Raw genomic sequence first — 13894 nt, 5'->3', positions numbered from 1 at the left:
AGGCGGGCCAGACCGTTACCGTGACGCTGGGCGGGCAGACGTACGCCACCACCGTCGGGCCAGACGGCAGCTGGAGCGTGACGGTGCCGTCGGCGGCGCTGACCGCGCTGGCGGCGGGCACCACCACGCTTAACGTCACCGTCAGCAATGCGGCGGGCACTACCGCCAGCGCAGAGCAGGTCGTTACGGTGGATGCCCCGGTTACACCACCGGGCCCACCGACCATCACGGTAGACAACTTCGCCGGTGACAACGTACTGGATAACGCCGAAAAGGCCAGCGATCAGCCGATATCTGGTACCACCACCAACGTCGAGGCGGGCCAGACCGTCACCGTGACGCTGGGCGGGCAGACGTACACCACCACCGTCGGGCCGGACGGCAGCTGGAGCGTGACGGTGCCATCCGCAGCGCTCGGGGCGTTGGCAGCGGGTTCCACCACCATTGACGTCAGCGTCAGCAATAGTGCAGGCGCCAGTGCAACCAATAATGAATCCATTACCGTCGAACCGGCAACGGGTACGCCTGGTACATTGACCATATCGCAGCCACTGGGCGGTGATGGCTTCCTCAATGCCCTTGAAGCAGGACAAGGATTAACCGTAAAAGGGTCGATTGCGGGTGGTTCGCCAGGGCAGCAGGTTGCAGTCAATTTTAATGGCGTTAATTACAACGGAACGGTAGATGCGAATGGCCTCTGGTCCGTCACCATTCCTTCAACCGCGTTTAACGGGGTAAGCGATGGGCTGAAGCAGATCACCGTCAGTACGGTAGACGCCAACGGTAATCTGTTATCCGATACTGCAGACGTTACGTTGCAGGCTACGACCCTGCCAGCCATTACCCTGGATGCCGGATCGGTGAGCGATGGGGTGATTAACAACCTGGACACCGCCAGCGATCAGGTGCTGAGCGGCAGTACCGGGATTACCGGTGCCGGGCAACAGGTCCAGGTTCAGTTGGGTGGCAAAACCTACGATGTTCCGGTTAACAGCGACGGCAGCTGGAGCGTGACGCTACCCGCAGGCGATCTTGCTGTGCTGCCCCAGGGTAATAATTCACTGATCGTTAGCGCAATCGATCAGGCCGGAAACGTGGTTACCCAGACCAGCACCGTAACTATTGATACGCTGCCACCCTCATTGGGCGTGGACCCCGTGGGCGGCGATAATACGCTCAGCGTAAGCGATTTGACGCAACCGCTGGTATTGAGCGGTACCGGTCAGAATGGCGATCAGGTCACCATGTCACTCAATGGCCGGTTCTATCGCACGTTTGTCACGACTAATGGGCGCTGGTCGTTACGCATCGATCAGTCCGATCTGGCTGCGTTGCCTTCGGGTAATAATCCTTTTACCGTGACCATCACCAACGCGAATGGCAGCCAGACGACCTACACCAGCGAGCTGAATGTCGCCACAGCACCAGAAGTGCAACCCACGCTGAGCGTTGACAGCGGGACTTTTGCTGGCAACGGTGTGCTGGATGGGTCAGAGCAAAAACTCCCTCAAACCCTTACCGGCACATCGACTAACGTAGAGGCCGGCCAGCAAGTCACCGTAACCATTAACGGTGTCACTTACAGCGGCACCGTTGAGGCAAGCGGAAACTGGAGCATCAGTATACCGCCAGCCGCACTGGCAACCCTGAATGAGGGTAATCAGGCCCTGACCGTCACCGTGGTGAATGCCGCAGGTAACACGACCAGCACTGAGCTTAACTTTGTGGTTGACGCAACGGGAAGCAGCGTTGCTCTGGCTCCTGCAGGCAACAACAACTATCTCAATGCCGATGACGTGGCAAGCGAGGTGGTGCTTAGCGGCAGCACCAGCAATATTCCGGCGGGCAGCATTGTTAACGTCAACGTTAACGGCACGAACTACACCGGTACGGTGGGTGCGGATGGCAACTGGACGGTCACGCTGCCGGCCGGCAGCCTCGTGGGATTACCTAACGGTGCACTTCCGGTGACGACCACCATCACTGACGCTGACGGCAATACGCTGGCGACCAGTACCTCAGATATCAATGTCGTGGCGACGGACGTGCCGGTTGCCACACCGGGTGATGCCTTTGTTGATGGCGTACTGAATGGCAGTGAAGCGGCAGCGGGCGGTTTTATCACCGGCAACAGTGGTGTAACCGGAGAAGGGCAGCGCGTTGTCGTCAGTCTTAATGGCGTCAACTACACCGGTATTGTCGATAACGCCGGTAACTGGCAGGTCAATATTCCTTCTGGCGTGCTCACCGCCTTACCCCAGGGAACGGTGCCTTATACAGTGACCGTTACCGACATTGCCGGTAACACCAGCAATGCGTCCGGCAATGTCACAGTGGATACCTTACCGCCAGCGCTGACGGTGGCTACGCCGTCTGGTGATGGCGTTCTCAATGCTGCTGAACTTCAACAGCCACTGGTCTTGAGCGGTAACAGCGAAGGCAATGCCGTTATCGTGGCGAATATTAACGGCACAACGGTCAGCACCACCGCTAATCCAGACGGTAGCTGGACGCTGGAAGTACCGCCTGCTGCGTTCAATGGGCTGACCAACGGCAATTATCCTTTAACCATTACCGCCACCGATCCGGCGGGCAATATCACGACCGATACCAGCAACCTGACGGTCAAGGCAGATGCGGCTTCATTACCCACACTCACGCTGAATGCTTTTGCCGGTGACAATCTGATTGATGGGGCGGAACGCCAGGTTAATCAGGAACTGTCGGGTACCACGACGAACGTCGAGGCTGGGCAGGTGGTGACACTGACCGTGGGTAGCGATGTGTTTAGCGGTACCGTCCAGGCAGATGGAACATGGCGGCTGACGGTGCCAGCTACCGTTCTGTCGTCCCTGGCGGATGGCAGTGCCACCTACACGGTTGCCGTCAGCGATGCAGCAGGAAATACCACGACAGCGGATCTTGCTCTCACGGTTAACAGCAATGCATCTGGCGTGGCGCTGGATACCATAAGCGGTGATAACTTCCTGAATGCCAGCGAAGCCGGTGAGCCGTTAATCATCACGGGAACCACCGTGAATGTGGCACCAGACAGCACCGTCACGCTGCAGTTTAATAATGTCACCTATAACGCCGTGGTCTCCGCTGGCGGTACATGGAGCGTGATCATCCCGGCTGCTGCGCTGGCGAGCCTGGCGGATGGTCCTGCCACGTTGACGGTGACAGCGACGGACACGACGGGTGCCGCCCTGAGCAGTTCAGGCACCTTAAACGTTGCGATCAACAACCTGCCTAATCCTGTCGTGATTACGGCATTCGGTGACGGCACCCTCAATGCCGCTGATATTTCCAGCACACAACAGCTGAGCGGAACCACGGGCGTAAGCGGTGTGGGTCAGACCGTCAGTGTTTCACTGGGCGGCAATGTTTATAACGGTACGGTAGACGGCAATGGTAACTGGCGTGTGAGTATTCCTGCCGATGCCTTAACCACACTGAATGAAGGCAGCGCCAACTACAGGGTTACGGTCACTGACGCCGCGGGTAACAGCCGTGAGGTAGACGGTAATGTTAACGTTGATCTCACACCACCAAACCTGACGCTGGACCCGGTCGCCGGGGATAATACCGTTGACGCTTCAGAAAGCACCGCGCCCATCGTGCTCAGCGGCAGCAGTGACGCCGGTGAAGGCCAGGTGGTGACCATCACCCTCAATAACCAGGTGTGGAATACCACGGTCGATGCGAACGGCAACTGGAGCTTTACTCTGCCCGCGGGTGCCCTTGCCGATGTTGCGGCGGGAAGCTATACCCTGGCGGTGACCGTCAGCGATGCGGCGGGCAACAGTTTTACAGAAACCCGTGATATTACGGTCGCGACGGGGACCTTAGCGATAAGCATTAATACGCCATTTGCCGATGATTATATCAGTCAGGTCGAGGCGGCCAGCGAACAAATGCTCACGGGCACGACTGGTCTCACCGGTGCGGGCCAGATTGTGACTATCACGCTGGGCGGTAATGACTATGCGGCAACGGTGGATGCACAGGGCAACTGGACGGTCACGCTTAGCAGCGCAGTCTTGCAGGCGTTGCCTGAAGGCGCGAATACGGTCGTCGTCAACGTCAGTGATGCCACGGGCAGCAACAGCGGCAGCCTGAGCACGTCGGTCACGGTCGACTTCACACCACCTGAACTCAGCCTTAATCCTGTTACCGGTGATAACCAGATTAACGCGCTGGAAATCCAGCAAAATATTCCGATTACCGGCACCGCATCGCTGGCCGATGCAGGGCAAACGGTGACGGTGACACTGCAGGGTGAAACCTATCAAACGCTGGTTTTATCGGACGGCACCTGGCGTCTAGAGATTCCAGCCAGCGTGATGCAGGGCTTGCCGGATGGCACCTATCAGCTGGACATTACGCTGACGGATGCCGCAGGCAACCAGACGGCGTTAACCCAGACGCTGACGCGCGTTGCAGACAGCGCGGCATTGCCTGTACTGACCGTTGATGCCATCAGCGATGATAATTATGTTAACCGGGTTGAAGCGGCTGCAGAGTTAACCATCAGCGGCGGCAGTACTAATCTGACGGCGGGTCAGGTGGTAACTGTCTCGCTGAATGGTCAGAATTATACGGGTGAAGTGCAGAATGATGGCCGCTGGACAATTACCGTCCCGCAGGCGGATGTGAGTGCATTACCTGACGGACAGCTGAGCGTCGTCGTCAGCGCCACCGACGCTGCAGGCAACCCGACCAGCAGCAACGTAACCCTGAATGTTATTGCCAGTGACGCTGCCCAGCCGACGCTGAGTGTGGACGTGGTCGCCAATGATGACATTATTAACGCAATCGAAGCGGGTTCGGACCTTGAAGTGAGCGGCGGCAGTACGCATCTGGCGCAAGGAACGGTAGTGACCGTCACGCTGAACGGCGTCGGCTATACCGGCTCGGTGGATGCCAGCGGCAACTGGACGGTGTCAGTGCCGTCTTCAGCCCTGAGCGGCCTGCCTTCTGGTTCACAACAAACCTTTGTCGTCACGGCGGATGATGTGGCAGGCAATACGGCCCTGACCAATCACAATGTGGCGGTTGATACGACCCTGCCGATATTGAGCGATATCAACCTGAGCGCAGGCGCGTCACTTAACCAGGCGGAGTCGTTGCAGGATTTAACCGTCAATGGCAACAGCGATCCGGGCGCGCAGATTACCGTCGTGCTGAATCAGATCACTTATACCACCCTTGCAGACGGTAACGGCGCTTGGTCACTGGCGATCCCGGCTGCGGATTTGCAGCAGCTCAATGATGGACGCCAGACCTTCACCATTACCGCCACGGACGTCAACGGCAATATCACGACCAATAACAGCACCACGCTGGATGTGGCCTTCCGCACATTGCCTGAGTTGACGCTGGATACGCCGTTTGGTGATGGGCTTGTCAGTCAGGCTGATGCGGCGGGCGAGCTTACACTTAGCGGCAATGCCACCAATCTGCCAGAGGGCACCCCGATCACGGTGACGATCGGCGATCAGACGTTTAATACGGCGGTCGGCGCCAACGGTGCCTGGACCTTAACGCTGGCACCGGGCGCGCTGGACGCATTACCAGATGGCGCAACGCAGGTGGTTGTCACCGCCAACGATGCAGCAGGGAATCCGGCTGAAGTCAGCGCAGGTGTAGAGATCCTAGTGACGACACCGGCCGATCCAACGATAACCCCAACGTTGTTTGGCGATAACATCATCAACACCAGTGAAGCGGCCTCGGTGCAGTTAATTACCGGCACGGCGCCGTTTGGTGACGGACAAACCGTCAGCGTCAGCGTAGATGGCACACCGCTTAACGTGACCATTGATGCGAACGGCAACTGGAGCGCCAGTCTGCCGCCAGACGTGATAGCCGGGCTGGCGGATGGAACGCACACGATCAGCGTGACCACCACTGACCGTGCCGGAAATACGTCTGCGACTGCCACGCAAGACTTCACGACGGCCACTGCCCCCATTGCGCTGCCGACGCTCAATACGCCATTTGGTGATGGTCGTATCAACGCTGTCGAAGCGCAAACCGATGGCACGTTAAGCGGCAACCTGAATATCGATAATGCAGCATCCGTTACGGTAACGGTTAACGGCACAGCCTATGCCGCGACCATCAATGGTGATGGGACCTGGTCACTGGGTCTGCCTTCAACCTTATTGCAGTCACTGCCAGACGGTAACTGGCCGGTCACGCTGACCGTGACAGACACCAACGGCAATACGGCATCCATAAACAGCAACATCGTGGTTGCCATACAAACGCTGCCAGATGTCAGCCTCAATCTGCCGTTCGGTGACGGCGCATTGAATGCCAGTGAAGCAGCACAAAATCAGACGCTTACCGGTTCGACAGGCATTAGTGGGGATGGTCAGACGGTAACGGTCATCCTCAGCGGCTTTAATAACGATCAGCCGCTCAGTGCCACCGTTCAGCCTGACGGAAGCTGGTCACTGGTGCTGACGCCCGATCAAATGGCGCAGATCCCTAATGGCAGCCATGTGATTACCGTCACCGCCACGGATATTGCGGGCAATACCGACAGCACCACGCTTAATGTGGTCACCGCCGTCACCGTTCCTGTGCCAACCTTTGCCGACCTGCAGTTTGGTGGCGACAATGTGCTGAACATCAGCGAGGCCGCTGCAGGCGTAACGCTGACCGGTACGACCGGCAGCACCGGCGCAAACCAGGCAGTAAGCATCAGCGTGGATCTCAACGGAACACGCTATCCTGGGACGGTCGATGCGAATGGCAACTGGAGCGTCACGATTCCGCCTAATGCATTAAATGCGATTGGCACGGGTCCCCACAGCGTCACCGTGAATGTGGTGGATGCCACGGGCAACCCCGCCACCGCGCAGTTTACCTTTAACGCCGATCTGACCCCGCCGGCACCGAGCGTCGATCCGCTGCCACGTGACGGCTATGTCAACGCCGCTGACGTGGCGAGTGGCATCTCTCTGACGGGCAGTACTGGTGAGGCCGGTGACGGGCAACAGGTGGTGGTGACCATTGGCACCACCACGTTCAATGCCCAGATCGCAGCGGACGGTAGCTGGACATTGCCGTTGAGTAACGCGCAGCTGGAAGCCTTTACCGACGGCACCTATCCGGTTTCCATCACCGTCACCGATCCCGCCGGAAACAGTACGACGCTCAGCGAATCGCTGGTGATCGATACCACGGCACCTTCGATCACCGGGGTGACGTTTGCGGGTGATAATGCGCTTGATTACGCCGAGAGTATTCAGTCTCAGGTATTGACCGGGGTCGCTGAGGGCGCGGAAACCGGCACACAGTTAACCGTTTCCTATAACGGCACCGTGCTGGGTACGGCGGTCGTGGGCGCGAATGGCACCTGGAGCCTGACGCTGACGCCAGAGCAAATGAGCACCTTTACACAACCGACCACCACCTTAACGCTTGCCGTTAGCGACCTGGCAGGTAATCCGGTCACCCAGGATCTGACGCTACAGGTTGATCTGACACCGCCACCAGGCCCGCTCGTCACGCTGGGCACTGTGTCGGGTGACAATATCATCAGTACGGTCGATCAGCAGGCGGGCGGCGTTGTGGTCAGCGGAACATCGCAAAACCTGGGGGCTAGCGGCGTCGTCACCGTTGTGATCAACGGGGTGGAGTACAGCACCACGATCGACGCTAACGGTAACTGGACCACGGCAACGCTGCCGGTCAGCGATTTCGGGAGCACTGACGGACCCGTCACCATCACCGTCAACGCCACCGACGGAACGGATACCGTGTCCACCAGCGGTACGGTTCAGATCGATCTGACGGCACCCACACTGACGATTAACAGCTTCGCAGGCGATGATGTGGTTAACGCCAGTGAGAGTTCAACGCGTCAGACGATCAGTGGTACAGCAGACACCAGCGAAACGGGCCGCACGGTGACCGTGACGCTGAACGGTAAAACCTATACAGGCATCGTCCAGAGCGACGGAACCTGGTCCACCAGCGTGCCAGCCAGCGATATGCAGGCACTGGCCAACGGTGAAACGACCATTACTGCGCAGTTGACCGATGCCGCCGGTAACACAGGCACCGCCAGCCGTAATATTGACGTTGATACGACAGCACCATTGATTGAGATTGATAGCTTCCTCGGCGATAACCTGGTTAATGCCGCCGATCTTGCCGTCGGGCAGGTGTTAACGGGCCGGGCAACGGGTGCAGAAGAGGGACAAACCATTTCTCTGTATGTCGGAGATGGTGCCCCCATCGCGACAGGTGTTATTGGCGCTAACGGCGTCTGGAGCATTGATTTAACACCGGAGGTGCTGTCCAGCCTCAATGATGGTGCGCTGGTGTTTGGCGTTCGCGTCAACGATCAGGCGGGTAATCAAACGGATGCCACTATCACCGTGAACAAGGTGGTTAACGCCGCCTTAACGCTGGTGGTTGATTCCGTGTTTGGTGACGGCACGCTGAGCGCGATCGACACGACGGTTGCTCAGAGCATTACCGGTACGGCAACGTCGGCGGGTGTAGGCGCAACGGTCGCGGTTACGCTTGGCGGCACCACGCTGACCAGCACTGTCGGTCAGGACGGTAAATGGGCGATTGTCGTGCCGCCATCTGTCCTGGGCTTGCTGAGCGATGGTGAACTGGCTGTGAACGTGACGCTAACCGACGCGGCAGGCAACACCCGCAGCGTTGGCGAAACGGTCACCGCGATTGTCGATGCCGTGCCTGTAGTGGGTAACCTGACCGGCCTGTTTGGCGGTGATAATTTGCTGAACATTGCCGAAGCGGCGGTCAATCAACAGATTGGCGGGGTGATTGAGAACGCGGCGGTAGGTTCACGCGTGACCGTTATCCTGGGAACTCACACTTATAACACCACGGTTCAGGCCGGTGGTAACTGGAGCGTGACGCTGCCGTCCAGCGATCTGACGTCGTTACTTGATGGTAATCTGACCCTGGGCGTTACCGTTACCGATGCCGTTGGCAACGTCGCCAGCAACAGCGCGACTATCGGTATCTTTACGCAAACCCCAACCATCAACCTGACGTCACTGTTCGGCGATGGTGTGCTTAACCTTGTCGATATTGCCACCAGCCAGACCATTAGCGGCGTGGTGAACAACGTTGCTGCAGGTTCACTGGTCACGCTGAACGTGGGTAACAGCCAGGTAACGGCAACAGTGGGCAGCAACGGGGCTTTCACCGCCACCGTAACGCCGGATATTCTCGGCACCCTGGCACAGGGTAATCTCACCGTTAGCGCAACGGTCACCGATCCAGCAGGAAATACCGCCTCCACCAGTGCCGGTATTCGTGTGGATACTCTTGCGCCTACGCTTACCATCAGCCCGCTGTTTGGTGACGGCTTGCTGAATGCCGCCGATGCGCTGCTGGGGCAGACCATTGGTGGCGTCGTGAGCGGTGCAGAAGCAGGTTCTCGTGTCGTGGTGACCGTGGGTGGTCAGCAAATCGTCACGGCAACCGACGCCAGTGGCAACTATTCGGTGGCACTGACGCCAAGGCTGCTCCAGGGCCTGACGGACGGTACCTTGACGGTCGGCGTCAGCGTTACGGACAGCGCCGGTAATACCGCCAATAGTTCAGCTTCTGCCACTGTAGGTATCAACAATTTACCTAAAGTGACGCTCAACCCACTGTTTGGGGATGGCGTGCTGAATATTGCCGAGTCGCTGATAACCCAGACGATTAGCGGCACCGCAACCGGCGTAGCCGCCGGCAGTACGGTAAGGCTGGCGATTGGCAGCACCACGTTAACCGCGGTGGTCAACAGTGATGGCACCTTCTCGGCCACGGTTTCACCGGCGATTCTGTCAACCCTGCTCAGCGGTAATTTTACGGTGGGTGCCTCGGTCACCGATGCTGTGGGTAATACTACGTCCACCAGCGCGGGCGTGCAGCTGGCCCTGACTCAGCCTTCTCTAACGGTCAATACCGTGTTTGGTGACGGCATTCTGAGCGCCGCCGATCTGGCTTCTAACCAGACCATTAGCGGCACATCAAACCTGTCTGCGGGGGCGACAGTCAGTGCAACGCTAAACGGCATCACCTATTCAACGAAAGTCATCAGCGGCGGCAGTTGGACAATCAGCGTGCCAAAAACCGATTTGACGGGCATCAGCGATGGCGTTAAAGCCGTTGCGGTGACCGGCACGGATGTTAACGGCAATACCGTGACGGGCAGCGGTAGCCTGAGCGTCATCAGTAACACCGCGCCTGCCTTGACGATTACCTCGCTGTTTGGCGATAACGCGTTGAACGTGGCGGATGTTAAAACTACCCAGACCATCAGCGGTACAGCCACCAACGCCGAAGGTTCGGTGGTGCAGGTGACGATTGGCAACCAGACCTTTACGACCACGGTCAGCAGCAATGGAAACTGGAGTATTCCTGTCGCTGCTTCCAGTCTCGCGGCGATTGCAGATGGGCTCTATACCGTCTCGGCCAGCGTGATAAACGGCGTGGGTAACACGGGCAATGCATCGGCTTCGCTGGGCGTCGCCAGCCGGACCACGCCAACGGCGGGCATCAACAGCTACTTCGGTGGTGATGGTTATCTGAATATCACTGAGGCGAATGTTGCAGAAACCATCAGCGGCACCAGCAGTAATGCGGTTGGGGGGCAGGTTTCCGTTAACGTGGCGGGAAATATTTTCACGACCACGATAGGCAGTAACGGTACATGGACAATAAGTGTGCCGTCAGCCACCCTGAAAGGCATTGCAGACGGAAGCCATTCTGTTGCCGTCACCGTTACCGATGTGGGCGGTAACAGCACCACGACCACAAGTAGCTTTACGGCACTGTCGCACAACCAGCCCCTTGTGGGCGCGGACCCCGTTCTGAGCGTAGTGTCATCGTTGGTAAATGGACTCACCGTGCAAGGGGGTTCGCTTAACGCGGCTCAGGGTACAAAAGTCAGCGTCACCTTGCTACTGGCGAACGGCAACAACGGACCGACGATCAATACCACGACGGATGCGCTGGGACGTTACTCCGCTAACTTCAGCCCTTCGCTGTTGTCGGTAGGTGGACTGCTGCTGTCCTTAAATACGCTGGCTAAGATCACGATTACGGATGTGGCCGGTAACAGCTACACCACAACCAATACGTTGCTGGCAGGTGCTGTGTTGCCGGTGGCCACCACGTCGGCCACCGAATCCGTCGCGCTGTTCTCGGTGGTGGACGACAGTGCTGCGTCCAGTCTGGATACGCATCACAACACGCAGTCCACTGAACAGGCAACACCTACGGTGCATGTGGCTTCAACCCTGACTACCGAGGCCGATGTGGCCGCGCCGGTCAGTGCGGCGGAGGAGAATACGGCTGTCGCGGCGGCTGCCGTGGCTGAAACCGCAGTAGATCAAACGCCAGCAGAGGAAAGCTACAGCATTGGAGGCGTGGTGATTACGCTGGCCGATGGCACGACGTCAGAAGGTGCAACGGTCAACGGTAGCAGTGGTGCTGATACGGTCACGGTAAGCGATCTGCACTTTAACCATATTGATGGCGGAGCCGGTACCGATACGCTGGTGCTGAACGGTGAACATCTGACGCTGGATCTGACCGATCTTGGTCTGAAAGTGGAAAATATTGAAGTGCTCGATCTCGGTCAGAGCGGGACGAATTCAGTGAAACTGGATCTCAACGAGGCACTGAATATTACTGACAAACAGAGCGATGATCTGATGATTAAAGGGGCTGACGGCAGCCTGGTCACCCTGGTTAACAGCCTGGGCGGTACGTGGGAGATCAGTGGAGAGCGCATGGTGAATGGCCAGTCCTATGAGGTCTACCATAACTCGGCACTCACCAATGACAACACGCTTGGGGATGTGCTGGTCCAGCACAATCTGCAGGTACACGTCGTCTAAATTGCCACATCGTAGTTAAGCAGTGACTCACAGCAGCGGTTGCGTAAGCACCCGCTGCTTTTTTCTGCAAAATTGCGGGCCGCCACGCTCTGTGAGCGATGCGCAAAATGGACGCACTGGCTGGAGGCCAGCCTGCTTATAAACCTGCACCAGGCCTTGCGTTGCCGTTTCGGGTAAAGGCTTCCTGTCTGAGTAAAGGGGGCCGCATAGCGCAAACCCACGGGCCGTGGAAACCTCTGCGCAGTTACCTGTATCCATCCGACGGGTTGGCCGCAGCCTTACTTTTGACGCTTTGGTATCCTGCATTGTCGCTTTTAAGAATGGTAAGCCCTGCAACTTATTCAAACAGGTTGTTGTTTATTTTTTCTTAACTGGTAGAGGAGGATGCAACTGATTAAAAAATCGCCTTTCAGTAAAGATATTTGATAATTGGTGATTTTTAGAATGAACCGCTGGGGGATATGTACTATTAATATTAACTCGCGCTTAGCGGTCTCTATTAAACGCATTAAGTAAATTAACAATAAAATGCGTAATGCTCATCGTGACCTTGCTTTTTTGTATGCTGAAATCACCAGGACGTCTTCAAATGATCATAAGAAAACCTGTTGGTATGAATAATGAACAAAGCGCGTTTAGCCCTGTTTTTTTACGCCCTGAATGGCGTGGTATTACCCGCGGCGTTTGCCGCACCGCTCCCCAAAGCGGAATTTAACTGGCGAGCGGCACCGAGTGAAGAGCAGGTCGCCATTTTAACGCTGCGAGATGCCATATTACGCGCCTTCTCACGTAACCCGAAGATTTCGGAGGCGGCAGCGCAGATTCATATCGGTGAAGGCGATCTCAGTGCTGCGCAGAGCGCCTGGTATCCTCAGCTATCGCTTCAGGGGGCGGCGGGGCGCTCTCATCAAACCGACTCCTCTGGCAGCCTGAATAATAATGGTTCCGGCGGGATCGTGCTGAGCCAACTGCTGTATGACTTTGGTCGCACCAATGGCGCAATAGACGAACAGCATGCCTTGTCGGATGCCTACCAGTTTAGTTTATTCGACGCGATGACGCAGGTCGCTAAAGAGGCCTTGCAGTCGTATCTGGAGGTCAAACGCTACCAGGCGCTGGCCGCTACCGCGCAGACCAATATCGCCTCGCTTGAACACGTGCGTGACATCGCCAAAATGCGCGCGGATGCCGGGCTAAACTCTCAGTCTGACGTCCTGCAGGCCGAAACACGTATCGCCGCCATGCATGCCACGCGTGAGCAGTATCTGGCGCAACTGCGCTCTGCTAACGCACAGCTTACCGTCCTGACCGGCGTGGTGCCTGCCACGCTGCCTGAACTGCCCCAGGCACTGCTACAACAGCAAATTACCCTGGACAAAATTGCCTATGAAAGCAGTGCTGCGGTGCGCAGTGCACAATACAAGCAGGAAGCCGCCAGGGAGCGGGTACGTCAGGCTCAATCGGGGCACTGGCCCAGTATCAAGGTCCAGGCCGGTCGGACACGTTATGAGAATGACACTCGCTCATACTGGGATGATGAAGTCCAGCTTCAGGTCGAAGCGCCGCTCTATCAGGGCGGTCTGGTCAATGCCAAAACACAGTCAGCAGAAGGCGATAGGCTCGCCGCGCAGGCTGCGGTACAGCAAGCCAAACTCACGATTAATCAAAATGCCTCCACATCTTACGCCGACATGATTGGCGCTCAGCAGCGTCAACTGGCGGGTGAGGCGCAGTTAGCCAGCGCTGAACATACACGCAACGTTTATGCCGATGAATACCGGCTGAGTAAACGCAGCCTGAATGATCTGCTCAGCGTCGAGCAGGATGTTTTTCAGGCCGACAGCGCGCGGATAACTGCGCTTTATGACGGCTGGGATGCCACCGTCCGCTACGCCGCTGCGGTTGATAACCTGCTCGACATCATGGGTATCGACCGTCAAAAAAGCAGTGGCGATCTTCTTCCTTCGTTGCAATAGCGAACCCGTTTTAAAAGGCGTTTA

At 57.4% G+C, this 13894-nt stretch carries 2 protein-coding genes; both read left to right on the top strand.

All coding sequences use genetic code 11. From position 1 onward, the window contains the following. A partial coding sequence (locus FBY13_RS08760) for an Ig-like domain-containing protein (protein ID WP_370513150.1) occupies positions 1-11894 on the top strand: 11894 nt, incomplete at its 5' end. A gap of 620 nt (positions 11895-12514) precedes the next feature. Beyond that, positions 12515-13870, top strand: coding sequence for a TolC family outer membrane protein (locus FBY13_RS08755; RefSeq protein WP_063880269.1), 1356 nt, complete (start codon positions 12515-12517; stop codon positions 13868-13870). Positions 13871-13894 lie beyond the last annotated feature (24 nt).

Source organism: Pantoea sp. SJZ147, from assembly GCF_007828605.1.
GTDB lineage: Bacteria > Pseudomonadota > Gammaproteobacteria > Enterobacterales > Enterobacteriaceae > Pantoea > Pantoea allii.
This window is presented reverse-complemented; position numbering and strand designations above follow the sequence as displayed.